The 19,028-nt window shown below is 62.4% G+C and carries 23 protein-coding genes; 13 read left to right on the forward strand and 10 right to left on the reverse strand.

The genetic code is table 11. From position 1 onward, the window contains the following. Positions 1-145 precede the first annotated feature (145 nt). Both NLX68_RS00980 and NLX68_RS00985 read left to right on the forward strand, forming a co-directional pair. On the forward strand, positions 146-1,042 hold the full coding sequence (locus NLX68_RS00980) for a response regulator (protein ID WP_010225941.1): 897 nt from the start codon (positions 146-148) through the stop codon (positions 1,040-1,042). A 244-nt stretch (positions 1,043-1,286) separates the two neighbouring features. After that, complete coding sequence (locus NLX68_RS00985) at positions 1,287-2,183, forward strand: peptidoglycan DD-metalloendopeptidase family protein (RefSeq protein WP_254282217.1); 897 nt, start codon at positions 1,287-1,289, stop codon at positions 2,181-2,183. A 6-nt stretch (positions 2,184-2,189) separates the two neighbouring features. Here NLX68_RS00985 and NLX68_RS00990 read toward each other — a convergent pair whose 3' ends face one another. The 3 genes from NLX68_RS00990 to phoB all read right to left on the reverse strand — a co-directional run bounded on the left by NLX68_RS00990 (position 2,190) and on the right by phoB (position 5,745). Beyond that, positions 2,190-3,530, reverse strand: a complete 1,341-nt coding sequence (locus NLX68_RS00990; protein WP_036995255.1) for a hemolysin family protein — start codon at positions 3,528-3,530, stop codon at positions 2,190-2,192. A gap of 113 nt (positions 3,531-3,643) precedes the next feature. Then, complete coding sequence (phoR, locus tag NLX68_RS00995; protein ID WP_254282644.1) at positions 3,644-4,918, reverse strand: phosphate regulon sensor histidine kinase PhoR; 1,275 nt, start codon at positions 4,916-4,918, stop codon at positions 3,644-3,646. Positions 4,919-5,055: 137 nt separating this feature from the next. Next, on the reverse strand, positions 5,056-5,745 hold the full coding sequence (gene phoB / locus NLX68_RS01000) for a phosphate regulon transcriptional regulator PhoB (protein ID WP_010225936.1): 690 nt from the start codon (positions 5,743-5,745) through the stop codon (positions 5,056-5,058). A 146-nt stretch (positions 5,746-5,891) separates the two neighbouring features. On the opposite strand from phoB, the gene NLX68_RS01005 reads away from it, so the two are divergent. Next, the gene (locus NLX68_RS01005; RefSeq protein WP_115084648.1) at positions 5,892-6,263 is read left to right on the forward strand and encodes a hypothetical protein; all 372 of its coding nucleotides are present in this window, start codon (positions 5,892-5,894) and stop codon (positions 6,261-6,263) included. A 65-nt stretch (positions 6,264-6,328) separates the two neighbouring features. On the opposite strand, the gene ubiA is transcribed toward NLX68_RS01005, so the two are convergent. Both ubiA and NLX68_RS01015 read right to left on the reverse strand, forming a co-directional pair. Then, a complete protein-coding gene (ubiA, locus tag NLX68_RS01010) occupies positions 6,329-7,216 on the reverse strand; it encodes a 4-hydroxybenzoate octaprenyltransferase (RefSeq protein WP_254282219.1) in 888 nt (295 codons plus the stop codon). Further along, complete coding sequence (locus NLX68_RS01015; RefSeq protein WP_254282221.1) at positions 7,216-7,779, reverse strand: chorismate lyase; 564 nt, start codon at positions 7,777-7,779, stop codon at positions 7,216-7,218. Before NLX68_RS01015 ends, ubiA begins: the two co-directional genes overlap by 1 nt. Positions 7,780-7,946: 167 nt before the next feature. Here NLX68_RS01015 and NLX68_RS01020 point away from each other — a divergent pair, with 167 nt between their 5' ends. From NLX68_RS01020 to NLX68_RS01065, 10 genes are all read left to right on the forward strand, one after another. Next, a complete protein-coding gene (locus tag NLX68_RS01020; protein WP_254282223.1) occupies positions 7,947-8,114 on the forward strand; it encodes a rubredoxin in 168 nt (55 codons plus the stop codon). A 32-nt stretch (positions 8,115-8,146) separates the two neighbouring features. Further along, on the forward strand, positions 8,147-9,295 hold the full coding sequence (locus NLX68_RS01025) for an NAD(P)/FAD-dependent oxidoreductase (protein ID WP_254282225.1): 1,149 nt from the start codon (positions 8,147-8,149) through the stop codon (positions 9,293-9,295). Between the two features lie 188 nt (positions 9,296-9,483). Next, entirely contained in the window at positions 9,484-9,759 is a 276-nt protein-coding gene (locus tag NLX68_RS01030; protein WP_003213368.1) for an HU family DNA-binding protein, read from the forward strand. 180 nt (positions 9,760-9,939) lie between these two features. After that, positions 9,940-10,158 carry a hypothetical protein gene (locus tag NLX68_RS01035; protein WP_254282227.1) on the forward strand — a complete coding sequence of 73 codons (219 nt, stop codon included), beginning with the start codon at positions 9,940-9,942 and terminating at the stop codon, positions 10,156-10,158. Further along, the gene (locus tag NLX68_RS01040; protein ID WP_254282229.1) at positions 10,155-10,487 is read left to right on the forward strand and encodes a hypothetical protein; all 333 of its coding nucleotides are present in this window, start codon (positions 10,155-10,157) and stop codon (positions 10,485-10,487) included. The genes NLX68_RS01035 and NLX68_RS01040 overlap by 4 nt, the downstream gene beginning before the upstream one ends. Continuing rightward, positions 10,484-10,864, forward strand: a complete 381-nt coding sequence (locus NLX68_RS01045; RefSeq protein WP_254282231.1) for a hypothetical protein — start codon at positions 10,484-10,486, stop codon at positions 10,862-10,864. Before NLX68_RS01040 ends, NLX68_RS01045 begins: the two co-directional genes overlap by 4 nt. Then, positions 10,861-11,391: a hypothetical protein gene (locus tag NLX68_RS01050; protein WP_254282232.1), complete on the forward strand. Its 531-nt coding sequence runs from the start codon at positions 10,861-10,863 to the stop codon at positions 11,389-11,391. The genes NLX68_RS01045 and NLX68_RS01050 overlap by 4 nt, the downstream gene beginning before the upstream one ends. Continuing rightward, positions 11,388-12,395: a hypothetical protein gene (locus tag NLX68_RS01055; RefSeq protein ID WP_254282233.1), complete on the forward strand. Its 1,008-nt coding sequence runs from the start codon at positions 11,388-11,390 to the stop codon at positions 12,393-12,395. The genes NLX68_RS01050 and NLX68_RS01055 overlap by 4 nt, the downstream gene beginning before the upstream one ends. Next, positions 12,386-12,775, forward strand: a complete 390-nt coding sequence (locus NLX68_RS01060; protein ID WP_254282234.1) for a hypothetical protein — start codon at positions 12,386-12,388, stop codon at positions 12,773-12,775. The genes NLX68_RS01055 and NLX68_RS01060 overlap by 10 nt, the downstream gene beginning before the upstream one ends. Before the next feature lie 117 nt (positions 12,776-12,892). After that, positions 12,893-13,267, forward strand: a complete 375-nt coding sequence (locus NLX68_RS01065) for a helicase (RefSeq protein ID WP_254282235.1) — start codon at positions 12,893-12,895, stop codon at positions 13,265-13,267. Positions 13,268-13,289: 22 nt separating this feature from the next. On the opposite strand, the gene NLX68_RS01070 is transcribed toward NLX68_RS01065, so the two are convergent. The 5 genes from NLX68_RS01070 to exbD all read right to left on the reverse strand — a co-directional run bounded on the left by NLX68_RS01070 (position 13,290) and on the right by exbD (position 19,027). Then, positions 13,290-14,690 carry an aminoacyl-tRNA deacylase and HDOD domain-containing protein gene (locus tag NLX68_RS01070; RefSeq protein ID WP_010225916.1) on the reverse strand — a complete coding sequence of 467 codons (1,401 nt, stop codon included), beginning with the start codon at positions 14,688-14,690 and terminating at the stop codon, positions 13,290-13,292. A gap of 78 nt (positions 14,691-14,768) precedes the next feature. After that, complete coding sequence (recG, locus tag NLX68_RS01075; protein ID WP_254282236.1) at positions 14,769-16,844, reverse strand: ATP-dependent DNA helicase RecG; 2,076 nt, start codon at positions 16,842-16,844, stop codon at positions 14,769-14,771. Positions 16,845-16,853: 9 nt separating this feature from the next. Beyond that, positions 16,854-17,774, reverse strand: a complete 921-nt coding sequence (locus NLX68_RS01080; protein WP_254282237.1) for a hydrogen peroxide-inducible genes activator — start codon at positions 17,772-17,774, stop codon at positions 16,854-16,856. Between the two features lie 93 nt (positions 17,775-17,867). Further along, a complete protein-coding gene (locus tag NLX68_RS01085) occupies positions 17,868-18,605 on the reverse strand; it encodes an energy transducer TonB (RefSeq protein ID WP_254282238.1) in 738 nt (245 codons plus the stop codon). Then, complete coding sequence (exbD, locus tag NLX68_RS01090) at positions 18,602-19,027, reverse strand: TonB system transport protein ExbD (RefSeq protein WP_254282239.1); 426 nt, start codon at positions 19,025-19,027, stop codon at positions 18,602-18,604. Before exbD ends, NLX68_RS01085 begins: the two co-directional genes overlap by 4 nt. Position 19,028: the final 1 nt, after the last annotated feature.

A 19,028-nucleotide genomic window follows, 5' to 3' on the forward strand; every position in this document is an offset into this window, starting at 1 on the left:
CGAGAATGAACGCCCGGCCTTGGCCGGGCGTTTTCGTTTGCGGGTGAGGCAGCCGCGAACGAAACAACGAGTCCCGGCGTGACCCAATGTTTGGCAAATGGCCATCAGTCAGCGTTATGCTAGTCGGGATTCAATAGGAGTGGCGATGAGTAAAGTCAGTGTTTTGGTTGTGGATGATGCGCCGTTCATTCGTGACCTGGTCAAGAAGTGCCTGCGTAACTACTTCCCCGGTATCGTCATCGAAGACGCGGTCAACGGTCGCAAGGCCCAGACCTTGCTGAGCCGTGAGACCTTCGACCTGGTCCTGTGCGACTGGGAAATGCCGGAAATGTCCGGTCTTGAACTGCTGACCTGGTGCCGCCAGCAGGAGTCGATGAAGACCTTGCCGTTCATCATGGTCACCAGCCGCGGCGACAAGGAGAACGTCGTCCAGGCGATTCAGGCCGGGGTTTCGGACTTTGTCGGCAAGCCATTCACCAACGAGCAACTGCTGACCAAGGTGAAGAAAGCCCTGACCAAGGTTGGCAAGCTCGACACCTTGCTGGCCAGTGCGCCAACCCGCGCCAGTTCGGCCTTTGCCAACGACTCGCTGAGCGCCCTGACCGGCGGCCGTGCCGAAACGGTCAAGCCGACAGCGCCTGCGGCCCCCGTGGCAGCGGCCAAACCGTTGGTGAGCGCTCCCAAGCCTGGCGCTGCGGCACCGGCAGGTCGTGGCCAGGGCCAACTGCGTTTGCCAAGCGGCGTTCAGCCGTGCGTGATCAAGGCGCTGAGCCTCAAGGAGGCGCTGCTGGTGGTGCGTCGTGGCGAAACCCTGCCACAGGTACTGGAAGGCGCGGTACTCGACCTGGAGCAGGGCGAGAACGCCGAGATCGCGCGTCTTAACGGCTACTTGCATGCGATCGCCGCACTGGAGCCCAAGCCGGACAGCGACTGGCTGCAACTGACCTTCAAGTTTGTTGACCAGGATGCGCAGAAGCTCGACTACCTGTCGCGCTTGATCGCCCGCGGATCGGCGCAGAAGCACTTCGTACCGGGGGCCTGACGGCCCTGTGGGAGCGGGCCTTGCCCCGCGATCGAGCGCACAGCGGTCGCAATCCAGACAACACCTGATGTATTGACTGGGCTGGCCTCCTCGCGGGGCAAGCCGGCTCCTACAGGAGCCGGCCTTGCCGGCGATCAATGCACCGCTCGTCTCCTGGCACACCCCTGAAACACTCTCGCCGCATCCCCGCCAAAATCTGCTGCTAGGCTTCGACAGACCATCAACTGTCAAAAAGCCACTACTCATGCCTGCACGCACGCTGCTGTTCTGCGCCTTGCTCACGGCTTGCGGCCCTGTGCTGGGCATCACCCTGTACAAAAGTACCGACGCTTATGGCGTGGTGTCTTATTCCGATCGCCCGATTCCCGGCAGCCGGGCATTTGTCTTTGGCGACAGGATGGTCGAACAGCTGGACACCCAGGTGCAGTTGCAGGTCAGCCGGTTTGCCGGTGGTGTGCGCTTCAGTGCGCGCAACGACACTTACGCGCCAGTCGAGGTGGAGCTGCGTTTGCAGCGCATGGGCAATGTGCAGGGTGGGGCGTCACGGCTGGTACGGGGGGTAATACCGGCGCGCACGACGATGCCGTTGACCCTGCTAAGTGCGCGGCAGCCCGGCAGGCCGGTGAGCTATAAGGAGAAATTCTCTTACGCCCTGGGCAACCCGGGCCAGCGCCAACTGGCCTTCCGCTACCCCTTGCCCTGGCGTGGCGGGCCCTTTCGCCTGTCCCAGGGGCCCAATGGCCGCTACAGCCACTTCGGGCCCAAGGGCCGCTATGCCATGGACATCGCCATGCCCGAGGGCACGCCGATCATCGCCGCCAGGGCAGGGGTGGTAATCAAGACTGAAAACAGCCAGAGCGGCCGTGGCAGCCATCCTTCGGGCAATTTCGTACGGATCCTCCACGAAGACGGCACCATGGGCGTGTATCTGCACCTGATGCGCGGCTCGGTGGTGGTCAGGGAAGGGCAGCGGGTGGTGTATGGCACGCCGCTGGCCAAGTCCGGCAATACCGGCAACAGCAGCGGGCCGCACCTGCATTTTGTGGTGCAGCGCAACGTCGGGCTGGCGCTGGAGTCGATTCCCTACCAGTTCAACCAGCCCGTCGGTGGGTTGCCGAATTTTACCGCCGGCAACCCCTGAGGCGGCTCAATCGAGCTTGAGCACCTTGGCCAGGACGATCTTCGGGCCTTTCATCTTCTTGATGATGATGCGCAGGCCTTCGACTTCCAGCAGCTCTTCCTCTTCCGGCACCCGCTTGAGGGTCTCGTAGACCAGGCCGGCGAGGGTTTCCGCTTCGATATGGTCAAGGTCCACGCCGAGCAGGCGCTCGACCTTGAACAACGGGGTGTCGCCGCGCACCAGCAGCTTGCCCGGCTGGTAGGCGAGGATGCCGCGTTCGGCCTTGCGGTGTTCGTCCTGGATATCGCCGACCAGCACTTCCAGCACGTCTTCCATGGTCAGGTAGCCGATGACTTTGCCGTCGGCTTCCTCGACCAGGGCGAAATGCGCGCCGCCCTTGCGGAACTGTTCGAGCAGATGGGCCAGCGGCATGTGCCGCGACACGCGCTCCAGCGGACGGGTCAGCTCGGCCAGGTTGAACGACTCGGGGATATGGTCGAGGTCGGCCAGCTCCAGCAGCAGGTCCTTGATGTGCAGCAGGCCGATGAACTCCCCGCGCTCGGCATCGAGCACCGGGTAGCGGCTGAACTTGTGCCGGCGGAACATCGCGAGGATTTCCTTGAGCGGCGCATTGGCATCGAGGCAGACCATGTCTTCACGGGAGTTGGCCCAGTCGACCACTTCCAGCTCGCCCATTTCCACCGCCGACGCCAGCACCCGCATACCCTGGTCGCTGGGGTCCTGGCCACGGCTGGAGTGCAGGATCAGCTTGAGCTCTTCACGGCTGTAATGGTGTTCGTGGTGCGGCCCGGGCTCACCTTGGCCAGCGATACGCAGGATGGCGTTGGCGCTGGCGTTGAGCAGGTAGATCGCCGGGTACATCAGCCAGTAGAACAGGTACAGCGGCACCGCGGTCCACAACGACAGCAGTTCGGGCTTGCGGATCGCCCAGGACTTGGGCGCCAGCTCGCCGACGACGATGTGCAGGTAGGAGATGACGAAGAAGGCACTGAAGAACGAGATGGCCTTGATGACTTCCGGCGATTCGACGCCGACCGCGCCCAGCAGCGGCTCGAGCAGGTGGGCGAAGGCTGGTTCACCCACCCAGCCCAGGCCCAGCGAGGCGAGGGTGATACCCAGTTGGCAGGCGGACAGGTAGGCGTCCAGCTGGCTGTGCACGGTGCGCAGGATTTGCCCGCGCCAGCCATGCTGCTCGGCAATCGACTCGACCCGGGTCGAGCGCAATTTGACCATGGCGAACTCGGCGGCAACGAAAAAGCCGTTGAGCAGAACCAGCAGCAGAGCAAAAAGAATCATGCCGAAATCGGCGAAAAGTGCAGCGAGGTTGAAACCAGGGGAAGGGTCCATGATGGAGTTTTACGGGGTCCGTCTTCTAAGAAAGGGAGTACAGCAATGCCAGCACGTGCTGGCGCAAGTCAGCCAATGTAGCGGCTGACTGCGCAAATTTAAAGGGCGGCGGCTCAGGAGGCCTGGCGCGCCGCCATCTGGGCAGGGGCGAAATGGCAGGTAAAGGTGCTGCCGTGGCCCGGCACGCTGCTGATTTCCAGGCGCGCCCGATGGCGCAACAGCACATGCTTGACGATTGCCAGGCCCAGGCCGGTGCCACCGGTATTGGAGGCGCGGCTGGAGTCGACCCGGTAGAAGCGTTCGGTCAGGCGTGGCAAATGCTTGGGGTCGATGCCGATGCCCGAGTCCTGCACGCTCAGGTGCGCGCCTTGCTCGTCGGTCCACCAGCGGATGCGGATCTGGCCGTCATCCTGGGTGTACTTGACCGCATTGAACACCAGGTTGGAGAAAGCGCTGCGCAGCTCCGCCTCGCTGCCCTTGAGGCGAATACCCGGCTCGGCTTCCAGGCTGATGCGCTGGTTGCGTTGCCCGGACAGCGCCTGGGCGTCGCCCTTGATCGATTGCAACAGGGTATCGACGGCCACCGGCTGGTTATCCGAGGGGTAATCAGTGGCTTCCAGCTTGGCCAGCAACAGCAGGTCGTTGAGCAGGGTCTGCATGCGTCCGCCTTGCTGCTGCATCTGCTGCAACGCGCGAACCCAGCGCGGGTTCACCTCTTCGACGTTGTCGAGCAGGGTTTCCAGGTAGCCGGCAATCACCGTCAGCGGCGTGCGCAGCTCGTGGGAGACGTTGGCGACGAAGTCTTTGCGCATTTGTTCCAGCTGATGGATGCGGGTGACATCGCGCACCAGCATCAGGTGCTCATTGTTGCCATAGCGGGTGATATGCAGCTGCACACGCATGCGGTCATTGATCGGCGAGGGGATTTCCAGCGGTTCGAGGTAGTTTTCCTGCTCGAAGTACTCCTTGAAACGCGGGTGGCGCACCAGGTTGGTCACCGGCTGGCCGCTGTCCTGTGGGGTCTTGAGGCCCAGCAGGGTTTCCGCGGCGCGGTTCCACCACTCCAGGTTGCCATCGCTGTCGAGCATGATCACCGCATCCTTGAGCGCGGCGGTGGACTCCTGCACCCGGTCGATCACCGCCTGCAGGCGCCCGCGCACGCGCTGGTCGCGGCGTTGCAGGTGATAGATGCTGTCGAACACCTCGCCCCACAGGCCATAGCCATCGGGCGGTGCTTCATCGGGTTTGTGCAGGCGCAGCCATTCGTGCAGGCGCAGCAGTTGCTTGAGGGTCCAGCCCAGGTAGATCGCCAGGCCCAGGGCCAGGCTCCAGCCATAGTAGCCGCTGATCAGGCCGGCCAGCAGGCAGACAGTGATCAGCAACAGCATGTGGCGAATCAGGGTGCCATGCCAGTTCTGGTTCAATTGGGATCCTTAGCGGATCAGCCGCACGTTGCAAGCTACAAGCTGCAAGGTTGAAGCGGATCTGCGTTTGCTTTTGCTCTTTCTTGCAGCTTGCAGCGTTCTCAACTTTTGGTAGAGAAGCGGTATCCAGTGCCGCGGACGGTTTGTACCAGATTTTCGTAGGCATCACCCAGCGCCTTGCGCAGGCGGCGGATATGCACATCGACGGTACGCTCTTCGACATAGACGTTGCCGCCCCAGACCTGATCCAGCAGTTGCCCACGAGTGTAGGCGCGTTCCTGGTGGGTCATGAAGAACTGCAGCAGGCGGTACTCGGTCGGGCCCATTTCGGCCGGCTTGCCGTCGATGGTCACCCGGTGGCTGATCGGGTCGAGCAGCAGGCCGCCGACTTCGATCGGCGCCTCGCCATCGCTTGGGCCTGCGCGGCGCAGCACGGCCTTGAGCCGGGCCACCAGCTCGCGCGGCGAGAATGGCTTGGTGATGTAGTCGTCGGCACCGACTTCCAGGCCCTGGATCTTGTTGTCTTCCTCACCCTTGGCGGTGAGCATGATGATCGGGATGTCGCCGGTCAGCTCATCGCGCTTGAGACGCCGGGCCAGTTCTATGCCGGAAGTGCCCGGGAGCATCCAGTCGAGCAGGATCAGGTCCGGCTTGCGGTCGACGATAATGGCGTGGGCCTGCTGGGAATTCTCGGCTTCCAGGCAGTCATAGCCGGCCATTTCCAATGCAACGGCGATCATCTCGCGAATTGGCGCTTCGTCGTCAACGATCAGAATGTTTCTGCCAACCATGCTTAAACCTCTTCCATTAAAGGTGTCTTGGCCCGCATTAGATAACGGAATTATTGCAGTCGTGTGACAGCTCGTGGGCCATTGCAGCAACATTCTGTTACTGGGCTAGGCTTAAACTCCCTCTCCCGATTATTACGGTGAATCCAATGACACGACATACGCTGAACTGGATGACGCTTTTCGCTGCAGTGGCACTGGCGTTGCCAGGGATAGCGTCGGCCCATCATGCCATGATGAAGGACGGCATGATGGTCGACCATGCTGGCATGACGCTCTACACCTTTGACAAGGATTCGGGCGGCAAGTCCATGTGCAATGATGAGTGTGCCAAGAACTGGCCGCCGCTGATGGTCAAAGCTGGCGACATGGCGGAAGAGGGCTGGACTCAAATCAAGCGCGATGACGGTTCAATGCAGTGGGCCTACAAAGGCAAGCCGGTGTACACCTTCATCAAGGACAAGAAAGCCGGTGACATGACCGGTGATGGCATGAAAGATGTCTGGCACGTGATCAAGTAACAGTGCCTTCAATCGCGGGGCAAGCCCGCTCCTACATGTAGGAGCGGGCTTGCCCCGCGAAACAATCAGAAACTGTAATCCAGCACGATGCCGATAAAGATCAGCAGCCCCGCCCAGTGATTGTGCAGAAAGGCCTTGAAGCACGACTCGCGGTCCAGCTTGCGCGTCGACCAGAACTCCCAGGCAAAGCACACTAATGCCGCCAACAGCCCCAGGTGGAACCAGCCGCCCAGCTCGAAGCGGTTGCCGGCCAGCAGCAGGCAGCCCAGCGACAGCACCTGCAAGGTCAGAATGATCACCCGATCGGCTTCGCCAAACAGAATGGCAGTGGATTTGACCCCGATCTTCAGGTCGTCATCACGGTCGACCATGGCGTAGTAGGTGTCGTAACCCACGGTCCACAGCAGGTTGGCGATGTACAGCAGCCAGGCAATGGCCGGCAGCTCGCCGGTGGCGGCGGTGAAGGCCATGGGGATGCCCCAGGAATAGGCCGCCCCCAGTACTACCTGTGGATAGTAGGTGTAGCGTTTCATGAACGGGTAACAGGCCGCCAGCGCCACGGCACCGAACGACAGCCACACCGTGGTGGCGTTGGTGCACAGCACCAGCAAGAAGCTCACCCCGACCAGCGTGGCAAACAGAATCAGCGCCTCGCGGGCATTGATCCGCCCAGCAGCCAGCGGACGGTCGGCGGTGCGTTTGACGTGGCCATCGACCTTGCGGTCGGCAAAATCGTTGATCGCACAGCCGGCGGCGCGCATCAGTACCACGCCAAGGGTGAAGATCAGCACGTTGGCCACGGTCGGTGTGCCCTTGGCGGCAATCCAGACTGCCGAAAGGGTCGGCCACAGCAGCAGGTAGATGCCGATCGGGCGGTCCATCCGGCTCAGCTGGATGAAATCCCAGGCCCGGGGATGCAGACGATTGAACGACTTGAGCAGCTGCAGGTACATCAGCGGTTCTCCGAGGGTTTATCGGCAGCAATCCACAGCGTAGGCAAGAACACTTCAGCCACCAGCACGCTCAAGGTGCCACGGTCGAAGCGTGAGCGACGTCCCCACAAGCCTTCATGGCGTTGCTCCGCCGGCAGCCAGGCGTGTGGATAGTGACAGACCTCGATGGGCCGCCGGGCAAATCCCTTTTCGCAGAACAACAGTTCACCCAGTGAGCGGCTGCCCAGTGCTGCCAGGTCCAGGCCGCCGCTTTCCAGCGAGCTGCGCGCGGCCACGCTGCGGGCGAACACCCAGGGCTGGCCATGGCCGCGCAGGTACACCTCGCGCACCCAGCCTTCGCTGCCCAGGGGCAGATCGAGGGCCTGGCATTCATCGTCGCGCAAGCGCTGCCAACCCTCGCAAAGAGGTGTAACAGAAAAGTGATCGGCGGATAATTGAATCAGGCGGCGGGTCAGGGAGCCCTGGTCGAACAACCAGTCGAGGGTCGCGGGCGGGGTGTTGTCTGCCACGTCAGGGTGCTGCAGCCAGAATGCAGCGGGCGCTTGCAATGTTTCGTACGGCACGGCGGTATCGAATAACAGGCCAGAGAGACGCCGAGCTTAGCATGATTGCCCGATCCGGCTTGCATGCTGGCACCTCGCTCCAGTACAAAGCCCCTCTTTGATGGTCGCCACTGTAATGTTCACGAGAGCGGCCACTCCAAAGCCTGAGTCCTTTGAGGAAGTGCGTAATGAAAAAGTGGCAATGTATCGTCTGTGGCCTGATCTACGATGAGGCCGAGGGCTGGCCGGATGACGGTATCGTTCCAGGCACCAAGTGGGAAGATGTACCCGAAGACTGGCTGTGCCCGGACTGCGGCGTCGGCAAAATGGACTTCGAAATGATCGCCATCGGCTGATCCCCTCCAAACAGATTCAAGGAAAGCAGCGCATGACGGCTCCAGTGGTGATTGTCGGTACAGGTCTGGCGGGTTACAACCTGGCCCGCGAATTTCGCAAGCTCGATGGCGAAACGCCGTTGCTGCTGATCACCGCCGACGACGGCCGCTCCTATTCCAAGCCGATGCTCTCCACCGGTTTTGCCAAGAACAAGGACGCCGACGGCCTGAGCATGGCCGAGCCCGGCGCCATGGCCGAGCAGCTCAAGGCCGAAGTGCGCACCCACACCCGAATCAGTGGCATCGACCCCGGCCACAAGCGCCTGTGGATCGGTGAGGAGCAGGTGCCCTATCGTGACCTGATCCTGGCCTGGGGCGCCGAAACCGTGCGGGTGCCGGTCGAAGGCGACGCTGCCGACCTGATTTTCCCGATCAACGACCTCGAAGACTACGCGCGCTTCCGTGCCGCCGCGTCCGGCAAGCAACGGGTGCTGATCCTCGGTGCCGGCTTGATCGGCTGTGAATTCGCCAACGACATGAGTCTGGGTGGCTATCAGGTCGAGTTGGTGGCGCCCTGCGAGCAGGTCATGCCGACACTGCTGCACCCGATGGCCGCAGCTGCCGTTCAGACAGGCCTGCAAGGTCTGGGCGTGCGATTCCACCTGGGGCCGGTACTGACCCGCCTGCAGCGGCTGGAGCAAGGCCTGGAAGCGCACCTTTCCGACGGCAGCGTGATCGCCTGCGACCTGGTGGTTTCGGCTGTCGGTCTGCGTCCGCGCATTGACCTGGCCTCGGCGGCGGGGTTGCAGGTCAATCGCGGCGTGGTGGTTGACCGCCAGCTACGCACCTCTCACGCCAATATCTTCGCCCTGGGCGACTGCGCCGAAGTCGATGGCCTCAACTTGCTGTACGTGATGCCACTCATGAGTTGCGCCAGGGCACTGGCGCAAACCCTGGCGGGTAACCCGACGGCGGTTGCTTATGGGCCGATGCCGGTTACCGTAAAAACCCCGGCTTGCCCGCTGGTGGTTTCGCCACCCCCCCATGGCCGCGAAGGCCAGTGGAGCGTTGAAGGGCAGGGCGCCGACCTCAAGGTGCTTTGCCACGATGCTGACGGCCAGTTGCTCGGTTATGCCCTGACCGGTGCCGCGGTCATGGAAAAGCTGGCTCTAAATCGGCAACTTCCGGCGCTGATGGCGTAAATAACCGGCGTTCTGTCGGATTTCCCCTGCCTTTGCCCCAACAATGGCCGCCCAGAGACTGGCGCGGCCCCTGAGGGCATGCCATTCTCACTCCCGTCTGCCGCAGTTTAGAGCCTGCGGTGCCTTGGGCGCTGTTCTTGAAGAGCAGCACGGCATAACAACAAAAAAACCGTCAAAGAGGCTTCACTATGCGTAAACCAGAACTCGCCGCCGCCATTGCGGAAAAGGCCGATCTCACCAAAGAGCAAGCTAACCGCGTGCTCAACGCCGTGCTCGAAGAAATCACTGGCGCCCTGCATCGCAAGGACAGCGTGACGCTGGTCGGCTTCGGTACCTTCCTGCAGCGTCACCGCGGTGCCCGCACCGGCAAAAACCCGCAAACTGGCGAGCCGGTCAAGATCAAGGCCAGCAACACCGTTGCTTTCAAACCAGGTAAATCCCTGAAGGACAGCGTCAATCCGTGATGCCTCGCACAGATCGATCGCAGTGAAAAACGGGCACCGCGCAAGGTGCCCGTTTTTTGTTGCCGCCGCCCCGGCATCTGACTAGCATACGCGGCCCCCGTCGCAACGATGGGAAGTGTCCAGGGAGGGCCGTGATGAAGATCGAAGGATTCGCAGTAACCGCTAGCGCGGGGCAACGCCATGTATGACGGCCTGATCCTGCCCAATTACCTGGCGAGTGTCGCCGACAGCAACCTGTTCGGCAGCCTGGCCTTTGTCTGCCTGATATTGATACTCACCGGCCTGCACCGGCGCTGGCGTGACCAGCTCTGGCATCGCTTGCTGACGTTCATTTGCCTGACCACCGTGGTGGTCATGGAACTGGTGGGGTCCTACTACGCGAACCTGCCGCCAGCATGAGCACAGGCAAATGGTTCGCTCTGGCGTTGCTAGTAATCCTGCTGCTGCCAGGCGTTACCACCCAGTTGTACTGGAACGCGTTGCTACTGTGGATGGAGCCTGACAACTTCATCCCTGCCGAGTCCTCGCTGCTGACTTTCGAGCCCTACCAGATTTCCCAGGGTTCCTCGTCGTACTGGCTATACGGCCAGGATAAGCACAACTACTACCACTTCACCTACGAAGCCGCGCACCCCTATCGCTATATCGCCCGCGACAACAACTGCCCCGGCTTCGACAAGAACGATGTGCGCAGTTGGTGCCAGGCCTTACAAGGAAATGCCCGATGACCCGCCGCTGGCTGATTGCCCTGGTCGCGCACGCGCTGGCCTGTTTGCTGTTCCTGCTGCTCAACGACATCGGGGTCGATTACTACAAGCAGGTCTACGGCGGCTTTACCGCGCGCGGCGTGGCGTCTGGCGCCATCGTCTGGCTGGTGTTCGACGTGATGGTGGTGTTCAGCCTGGTGATTGCCCATGTGCCGCGGCTCAAGCACAAACTCATGCTCAATGCCGCGCTGGTTGCGCTGATCATCTACTGGCTGATGCCGGATCACCCGGTGCGCACCGCATTCTTCAGCCCGTTGGCCGGTGGCCTGACCTTGCTGGCGATACTGATCACCCATTGGTTGGGCCCGCTGCCAGCTGTCAAAGAGGTGCAGTCTTGAAACGTCGGCGCTATTTCGCCCTGGTAGCGGTCGGGGCATTGGTCCTGTGGGTGGGGTACAACATTCAGGTGCTGATCGACCGTCCCGGTGCATACGGAGTGGTCAGTGAGTCTGGCCGCTATCGCATGGAGAACATACCGGTGGGTGGCTGGCTGGTGCCTTTCGATGACCTGGCCTACCTGCGCATCACTGACCGCAGCAACGGCCATCAGGTCTATCGCACCCCCCTGTACTCACAGACCCCCCTGGACATGCGCGACTATGAAGACAGCGGCACCGTCGGCATTGTCTGGATCAGATTCTTCAAGGCCGATCAGCACTTCGAGATCGAAATGCCCAACTGGGAGCCCCATTGGCTCAACTATTTCATCAGCAATACGCCCTACGAGGTGGCCGACGAACAGGCCGATTGCCGCAAGCCGGAACATGCCTTGCGCTTTATCTGGGATGTGCTGAGTTACTGGCTGGGGTTCAGTGATTACTGGTGCACTCAAACCCAACAGCTGATCGACAGAGGAAAATCATGAAAGGCTTGGCGATGGCCTGGGGTCAGCGGCTCTGTTCGCTTCTGCTGCTGGCCGGTGCAACAACCTGCGTGGCCGCGCCGGCGGACATGCCGGATTGTTCCGACAATGACTTCGGCGCCTTCTTCGCTGTTTTTGCCAAGAGCGAAGCGCTGCAGCAGTCGCTGGTGACCGACCCGCTGATCGAGCAACGGGTGTATCCCGGGCGCAAGCAGCCGCGTGTGTCGATTCGCAAGCTGACCCCGGAGCAGCGCCCGTCCCTGGCGTTGCTGCAGCCGGCCAAGCGTGCCGAGATGGGGCTGGTGGTCGAGCAGGAGGGCATACGCCAAGTGGTGTTGCGCGACACCAAGGGTGAACTTCTCAAGGTCTACACCTTTACCCGTGGCCAGTGCTGGGTGTTGAACCGGATTGAAGACTGGTCGCTGGCAGACTTCTTCACGGGTCGCAAGGAGAAGGTCGCGGGCGAGTTGGATATCGAGCGTGCAGGGATCTATGAGGACCTGGGCAGGTCAGGGCTCTACGACATGCCCGGGCAACTGATGAATGCTGCCCTCAACAGCCTGCTCAGTGCCGCTGCCAAGGGCAACAACGAAGCGGCGGTGCAGGCGGTCATCCTGGTTTTTTCGGGTGAAGCCGAACGCCTGCCAGATTCGACCATCGTGCAGCTCCTGGAGTCGGCCATGAGCACTGAACGCGACGCCGGAGCCATGCTGGCGCACTTCGTTTGCTACGGCGAGGAGTATGCCGAGAACCTGACCTGCCAAAACCCGGGCAAAGCGCTACAAGCCTTGCAGCAATCGGCGAAACTGGAGTCGCCGAGGGGGCTGGTGGACCTTGGTTACGCCTATGAGAAAGGCAAGCTTGGCCAGCAGGACAATGCCCGCGCCATGGCTTGCTACCAGCAAGCTGCGCTTGAGGCGAGCGGTTACCGCGATAGCGCCGTGGACGGCATCAAGCGCCTGAGCGACAAAGGCGTGGTCGAGGGTGTGGTGCAGAAATGCCTGTAACTCGCCCTTACCGCCTGGCAATCGCCCTGACTGTGCACGTGTTGGCCATTGTCACTTACCTGGTGCTGCACAATACCGGCATGACGATGTACAGGCAGATGGCCGGTGGGTTGATGTCGCGCGGGGTCGCGATTGGCATGGGCATGTACCTGATCTTCTACTTCGTGGTGCTGATGAACCTGGTGATCGCGCTGGTGCCGCGGCTCAAGTGGCGGTTGCTGCTGGCGGCCGCCATTCCTGCTGCGATCCTCTTGTACCTGCTGCCGCAGCATCCGCTGCGCGCGCTGTTTTGCAGCGTGCTGGGTTTTTCCACGGCATTGGCGGCAATCGGTGCGAACCAGCTGGTTTTGCACCTGCTGAGCAAGGTCAGGCGCCAGTGAATAACCCGGTTACAAGGCCATCAGCGGCTATCTTCGTGTAAAGCGCAGAGAACTATGGCGTTTTTGTAGCGAGACTATAAACTGCTTCGCCAGTCACTTTTTAGCCGAGGCGTGCACATGAAGTTTCGCTTTCTCCTTTGGGCCATGGGCTTGCTGATGGCCAAGGCCAGCCGCAACAACTCTGCTTTCCAGCAGCAACTGGCCGACAAGGACCTGGTGTTCCAGCTGCAGACCCTCGATGGCAAGGCTGCCCGCCATTTCATCGTCAAGGACATGCGCATCAGCAGCAAATCCGGCACCCACCCTGCGCCGGCCTTTGCCATCGCCTTCAAGGATGCTGCGTTCGGCTTTGCCACCCTGCAGGCCAAGAACAAGCAGTTGGCTTTCATGCAGGGGATTCAGGACAAGAGCATCCAGATCAAGGGCAACCCGGCGCTGGTGATCTGGTTCCAGGGCCTGATGAAGTACCTGAAACCGAAAAAGAAGGCCTGACCGCCAGGGTCAGGCTCATGCCTCAGTGCTGGCTGAACTGCGAGGCCAGCTCACGCAGCATGGCTTCGGCTTCCAGTACCTTGTTGACGACATCCTCGGCCTTCTCACGGGTCAGGTTCAGGCGTTCCAGCAGCTCATCGGGGATGCTTTCCTGCGGCCCCGAGCCGATCCCGCGCGAACGCAGCAGGCGCACCGCCAGGCATACCAGGTTGGGGAAGGCGGCGTAGTCGCCGGCGTAGGTGGGGTCGTGCTGGAAGCGCAGGGCGGTGGACAGCTCCTCCGGCATGTCCCAGTAGCGCATCAGCCAGGCGCCGATCTGCTCGCGGCTGATGCCCAGCAGGTGCTGCTCGACGTAGCTGTGGCACAGGTGCGGATTGACCTCCAGGTGCCGGCAGATCAGCGAGAAATGCGGCGGGAACACATGTGCCAGCAACAGGTAACCGAAGTTGTGCAGCAGCCCGGCCAGGTAGGTCAGGCCCGATTCCGGGCGCTCGGCCCGGGGCATGGCACGGGTCAGGCCTTCGATCACTGCAGCGGTGTAGATCGATTGCTGCCAGTAGGGCGTGGTCTGTTGCGGGTGGTCCTTGGGCAGGCTCAGGGTCTTGCCCAGCGCCAGGCCGAGGGCCAGGTTGATCACCAGGTCAAAGCCCAGCACGCGCACGATAGCGTCTTCCACCGAGCGGATCTTGCCCGGTGACGCGTAATAGGGCGATGCCGCCCAGCTGACCACTTGCGCCGCCAGTGCCGGGTCGGTTTCGACCACGCCAGTGATGTCGTCGATGGTGGCGTTGGGGTCGACCCGCAGTTTGATGATCTTCTGTGCGGTTTCCGCCAGCGGTGGGATCTCGATGGTGCTTTCCAGGCGCTGCTGGATACGTCTGGCGGTGAACGCCTGGACGGCCTGGGAGATCTCCTCGCGGTCGTCATGGGGGCGGTCAAGGTTGGGGCGGATGCTGCTCAGCAATTCGCCGAAGTTGCCGGCGCTGGCTTTGCTGAGCATCTTCTTGAAGTCGTCGCGCTCGATTTCCAGCAACAGGCCGGCTTCGCCAGAATGAATCAGCAGGCGCTCGGGCCGTAGCAGGTTTTCTTCGTACAGGCACGGTGAGCTGGTCAGCGCCGGAATTCCCGGGAGCAGCTTCAGGCCGTGCTTTTCCAGCATGTGCCGCAGGCGCTCCAGCGGCACGGCGGCCAGCTTGCGCCCGGTCAGCTCGGTCAGGCGGCTGAGGTCCAGCAACTGGTTCTGCGGGAACAGCACCATCAGCGCGCCGATTTCGTCATCCAGCAGTACGGCCTGCACTTTGGCGGCGGCCGGCAGCTGCGGGTGTTCGCTCACTTCGCGGTAGGCGATGCCGAGCTTGTCGAGCAGCAACCGGATAACAGACGGAGCGTGGGGGGTTGCGGTGTCCAGAGCAACTTCAGTCATGGTCTGTATCCAAAATTTTTTTAATCGCATGAGTATAACCAGCTTGAACCTTGGGCTGGCTGCAATCTGGGACGGCCGTCACACTTGGCCATATTGCTGGCCGTGACGCAGCCAGCGCTCCAGCAACGGGCTCACGTGCGACGGCCAACGCGCCAGCAGGGCCTGGGCGGCATCGCGCACGGCGGGCAGCAGATCGGCATCGCGCATCAGGTCGGCGACCTTGAATTGCAGCAGGCCGGTCTGGCGGGTGCCGAGCATTTCGCCGGGGCCGCGCAGCTCCAGGTCCTTTTCGGCGATGATGAAGCCGTCGTTGGTTTCGCGCATGATCCCCAGGCGTTCGCGGCCGATCTGCGACAGCGGCGGGTGATACAGCAGCACGCAGTGGCTCACCGCGCTGCCACGGCCAACCCGGCCGCGCAGCTGGTGCAACTGTGCCAGGCCCAGGCGCTCGGGGTTCTCGATGATCATCAGGCTGGCATTGGGCACGTCGACCCCCACCTCGATCACCGTGGTCGCCACCAGCAGTTGCAGGTTGCCCTGCTTGAACTCGGCCATCACCGCGGCTTTTTCCGCAGGCTTCATGCGCCCGTGAATCAGGCCGACGCGCAATTCGCCCAAGGCGCTGCTGAGCTCCTCGAAGGTGGTCTCGGCGGCCTGGCAGGTGAGCTCTTCGGACTCTTCGATCAGGGTGCATACCCAGTAGGTCTGACGCCCTTCGGCACAGGCCGCACGGACCCGCTCGACCACCTCGAAACGCCGGCTGTCAGCCACCAGCACGGTATTGACCGGGGTGCGGCCTGGTGGCAGCTCGTCGAGGATTGACGTATCCAGGTCGGCATAGGCGCTCATTGCCAGGGTGCGCGGGATCGGCGTGGCGGTCATGATCAACTGGTGTGGGCAAAGTTGGCCGCCCACGCCTTTCTGGCGCAGGGCCAGGCGCTGTTGCACGCCGAAGCGGTGCTGTTCGTCGATGATCGCCAGGGCCAGGTTCTTGAACTTCACCTCTTCCTGGAACAAGGCATGGGTGCCGACCACCATCGGTGCGCCGGCGGCGATCTGCTCCAGGGCGCTGACGCGCGCCTTGCCCTTGAGCTTGCCGGCCAGCCAGGCGACTTCGATGCCCAGCGGCTCCAGCCAGCGCTTGAAGGTGATGAAGTGTTGTTCGGCGAGGATCTCGGTGGGCGCCATCAACGCCACCTGATAACCGGCCTCCAACGCCTGCAGCGCGGCCAGGGCGGCGACCACGGTCTTGCCCGCGCCAACGTCTCCCTGGACCAGGCGCAGCATTGGCTCCGGCTGGCTGAGGTCGTAGGCAATCTCGTTGCCGACCCGCTGCTGTGCGCCTGTCGGTGCAAAACCGAGGTTGGCCAGGTACTGCTGTGGCAAGCGGCTGGCCTTGGGCAGTACCGGCGCACGCTGGGCGCGCAGGCTTTCGCGCAGGCGCTGCTGGGACAGCTGGTGGGTCAGCAGTTCTTCGAACGCCAGGCGGTGCTGGGCCCAGTGCTGGCCTTCGGCAAGCTCGTCGACATCGGCATCGGCCGGTGGGTGATGCAGGTAGCGGATCGCGTCGTCCAGTGGTGCCAGTCGATAGTCCCGGGCCAGTTCTTCCGGCAGCCAGTCCGGCAGGCTGCGCGGGCCAAGCAGCGCCAGGCTCTGTTGGCACAGCTGGCGCAGGCGCTGCTGGGTCAGGCCTTCGGTAGTCGGGTAGATCGGTGTCAGGGTCTGTTCCACCGGGGCCGGCTCGTCGCCAGTCAGCGCGCGGTACTCCGGGTGGTAGATTTCCAGGCCCGAGGCACCTGGGCGGGCTTCACCGTAGCAGCGCAAGTGGGTGCCACGCTTGAGGCCTTCCTTCTGGGCGTTGCTGAAATGGTAAAAGCGCAGGCTGAGCACGCCGCTGCCGTCGCCCAGGCGCACCAGCAGGCTGCGGCGCTTGCCCATGACCACATCGGTGCCACTGACCACGCCTTCGATCACTGCATCCTGGCCCGGACGCAGGGCGCCGATAGGCACCACGCGAGTACGGTCCTGATAGCGCAGCGGCAGGTGGAACAGCACGTCCTGAAGGTTTTCCAGGCCGACCTTGGCGAGCTTCTCGGCCATGGCCTCGCCGACACCCTTGAGCGCGGTCACCGAGACCTGGGACAACTCCGGCATGGCGCTTTCCTACTGGCTCGCGGCGGGTTTGGCGACCGAGCACAAGCGGATCGAGTCAGCGAGGATCTCGATCGCCTTGGGCCGCGGGAAGCTGGCGCGCCAGGCGATGGCGACGGTACGAAACGGTGCCGGTGGGCTCAGGGGGCGCACTTCGATCACGCCCGGGGCGTAATGATGGCTGTGCACTGCCGACAGCGGCAGGATCGACACACCGAGGCCCGAAGCGACCATGTGACGAATGGTCTCCAGCGAGCTGGATTCGACCGTGGTGTGCTTGGCGCCGTCGCTGCCCTTGGCCAGGGTCGGGCAGGCCTCGAGCACCTGGTCACGGAAGCAGTGGCCTTCACCGAGCAGCAGCAGGCTCTTGTCGTTGAGCAGGCTGGCGTCGATGGTTTCTTTCTGGGTCCATGGATGCTCGCTGGGCATCAGCACGTAGAAAGGTTCGTCGTACAGCGGCAGGGTCAGCACATCGGCTTCGTTGAACGGCAGGGCGATGATCACTGCATCCAGCTCGCCATTGCGCAGCTTGTCGCGCAGTACATGGGTGAAGTTTTCTTCGATGTACAACGGCATCTGCGGGGCGACCCGGTGCAGTTGCGGAATCAGGTGCGGGAACAGGTAGGGGCCGACGGTGTAGATCGCGCCGACTTTCAGCGGGGCGGTCAGCTGGTTCTTGCCGGCCTGGGCCAGCTCGCGAATGCCCTGGGCCTGCTCAAGCACCTTTTGCGCCTGGGCAACGATGCCTTCACCGACCGGGGTCAGGCGCACCGCGCTTTTGCTGCGCTCGAAGATCAGTACACCCAGCTCGTCCTCAAGCTTTTTCACGCCGACCGACAGGGTCGGCTGGCTGACGTGGCAGCGCTCGGCGGCATGGCCGAAGTGCTGCTCCTGGGCGAGGGTGACGATGTAGCGCAATTCTGTGAGGGTCATAACGTGCGTCCATGAAGTTGCGGCCCCAGCATAGCGGCTGCAATCGATAGACGCACGTTATCAGACTTGCTCGTTTGTGACAGAAACAAAGCGTTAGCGTTTGTCCAGCGAGTAGACGAAAGGCGCGATCACTTCAATGCTGCCGTTGTTGAGCAATTCCTTTGGTGGCGGTGGTACCGGTTGCGCGCGACGGATCATCTCCAGGGTCGCCCGATCCAGTGCCGCGCTGCCCGAACCACCGGCCAGGGCGTAGGAAAGGATCTTGCCCTCGCCATCGACCACAAAGCGCAGACGGTTGATGCCTTCCATACGCATGCGCCGGGCGTTTTCCGGGTAGCGCTTGTACTTCGCCAGGTGTCGCAGCAGGTCGCTTTGCCAGGTCGGCAAGGCATTGCTGTTGGTGGCGATGCTCGGTGCCGGAGCCGCCGATTTCTGTGTCGGCGCGGTAGTTGGCGGTGTATCGACCACTTCCTCGTCGGCGGGCTTCTCCTGCGGCGGCTCAGGCTTTTTCTCAGGCTTGGGCGGCTGCGGTTTGGCCTTCGGCTTGACCGGCTTGGCGATGGCGATTTTCGGTTTCGGCGCCTCGGCCAGTTTCGGCAGCGGCGGTTCTTCGACCGGCGCTGGCGGCTGTGGCGGTGTGACCACCTTCGGTGGAGGTGGCGGTGCCGGTTCGGGCATCGGTGCCATTTCGATCATCATTGCCGCAGGCGGCAACTCGATCGCTTGGGGCACCGACCAATTGAGCGTCAGCAACACGGCAACGGCATGGATACCCAGCACAATCGCCAGACTACTGCTGTAACGCGCCAGCTTATGCCGCGTCTTGATCATTTCTTGGCTGCCGTCTCAAGGCCGACCAGACCGACTTTCAGGTAACCGGCCGCGCGCAGCGTGTTCATGACTTCCATCAGATCGCCGTAATCCACGCCTTTGTCAGCCTGGAAGAAGATCGTGGTGTCCTTGTCGCCCTTGGTCTTGGCGTCGAGAATCGCCCCGAGCTGGTCACGCTGGACCTGATCGTCGCCAACGTAGAGTTTCTGGTCAGCCTTGACGCTGAGGAACACCGGCTTCTCGGGCCTCGGCGCAGGTTTGGCGGTCGAGGCTGGCAGGTCGACCTTGATGTCGACGGTTGCCAGTGGCGCTGCCACCATGAAGATGATCAGCAGGACCAACATCACGTCGATGAACGGCGTAACGTTGATTTCGTGGTTTTCGGCGAGATCGTCGCCACCTTCGTTCAGATGCAGGCCCATG

The organism is Pseudomonas sp. SBB6, from assembly GCF_024213215.1.
Lineage (GTDB): Bacteria > Pseudomonadota > Gammaproteobacteria > Pseudomonadales > Pseudomonadaceae > Aquipseudomonas > Aquipseudomonas donghuensis.

What these genes read in the sequence shown, in the direction of transcription:
- exbD (WP_254282239.1), bottom strand. Translation starts at nt 19,027, where the DNA reads ATGGGCCTGCATCTGAACGAAGGTGGCGACGATCTCGCCGAAAACCAC.
- NLX68_RS00985 (WP_254282217.1), top strand. Translation starts at nt 1,287, where the DNA reads ATGCCTGCACGCACGCTGCTGTTCTGCGCCTTGCTCACGGCTTGCGGC.
- NLX68_RS01040 (WP_254282229.1), top strand. Translation starts at nt 10,155, where the DNA reads ATGAGCACAGGCAAATGGTTCGCTCTGGCGTTGCTAGTAATCCTGCTG.
- ubiA (WP_254282219.1), bottom strand. Translation starts at nt 7,216, where the DNA reads ATGTACCTGCAGCTGCTCAAGTCGTTCAATCGTCTGCATCCCCGGGCC.
- NLX68_RS01005 (WP_115084648.1), top strand. Translation starts at nt 5,892, where the DNA reads ATGACACGACATACGCTGAACTGGATGACGCTTTTCGCTGCAGTGGCA.
- NLX68_RS01085 (WP_254282238.1), bottom strand. Translation starts at nt 18,605, where the DNA reads ATGATCAAGACGCGGCATAAGCTGGCGCGTTACAGCAGTAGTCTGGCG.
- NLX68_RS01035 (WP_254282227.1), top strand. Translation starts at nt 9,940, where the DNA reads ATGTATGACGGCCTGATCCTGCCCAATTACCTGGCGAGTGTCGCCGAC.
- NLX68_RS01070 (WP_010225916.1), bottom strand. Translation starts at nt 14,690, where the DNA reads ATGACTGAAGTTGCTCTGGACACCGCAACCCCCCACGCTCCGTCTGTT.
- NLX68_RS01065 (WP_254282235.1), top strand. Translation starts at nt 12,893, where the DNA reads ATGAAGTTTCGCTTTCTCCTTTGGGCCATGGGCTTGCTGATGGCCAAG.
- NLX68_RS00980 (WP_010225941.1), top strand. Translation starts at nt 146, where the DNA reads ATGAGTAAAGTCAGTGTTTTGGTTGTGGATGATGCGCCGTTCATTCGT.
- NLX68_RS01030 (WP_003213368.1), top strand. Translation starts at nt 9,484, where the DNA reads ATGCGTAAACCAGAACTCGCCGCCGCCATTGCGGAAAAGGCCGATCTC.
- NLX68_RS01060 (WP_254282234.1), top strand. Translation starts at nt 12,386, where the DNA reads ATGCCTGTAACTCGCCCTTACCGCCTGGCAATCGCCCTGACTGTGCAC.
- NLX68_RS01020 (WP_254282223.1), top strand. Translation starts at nt 7,947, where the DNA reads ATGAAAAAGTGGCAATGTATCGTCTGTGGCCTGATCTACGATGAGGCC.
- NLX68_RS01045 (WP_254282231.1), top strand. Translation starts at nt 10,484, where the DNA reads ATGACCCGCCGCTGGCTGATTGCCCTGGTCGCGCACGCGCTGGCCTGT.
- recG (WP_254282236.1), bottom strand. Translation starts at nt 16,844, where the DNA reads ATGCCGGAGTTGTCCCAGGTCTCGGTGACCGCGCTCAAGGGTGTCGGC.
- phoR (WP_254282644.1), bottom strand. Translation starts at nt 4,918, where the DNA reads ATGCTGTTGCTGATCACTGTCTGCCTGCTGGCCGGCCTGATCAGCGGC.
- NLX68_RS01080 (WP_254282237.1), bottom strand. Translation starts at nt 17,774, where the DNA reads ATGACCCTCACAGAATTGCGCTACATCGTCACCCTCGCCCAGGAGCAG.
- NLX68_RS01025 (WP_254282225.1), top strand. Translation starts at nt 8,147, where the DNA reads ATGACGGCTCCAGTGGTGATTGTCGGTACAGGTCTGGCGGGTTACAAC.
- phoB (WP_010225936.1), bottom strand. Translation starts at nt 5,745, where the DNA reads ATGGTTGGCAGAAACATTCTGATCGTTGACGACGAAGCGCCAATTCGC.
- NLX68_RS00990 (WP_036995255.1), bottom strand. Translation starts at nt 3,530, where the DNA reads ATGGACCCTTCCCCTGGTTTCAACCTCGCTGCACTTTTCGCCGATTTC.
- NLX68_RS01055 (WP_254282233.1), top strand. Translation starts at nt 11,388, where the DNA reads ATGAAAGGCTTGGCGATGGCCTGGGGTCAGCGGCTCTGTTCGCTTCTG.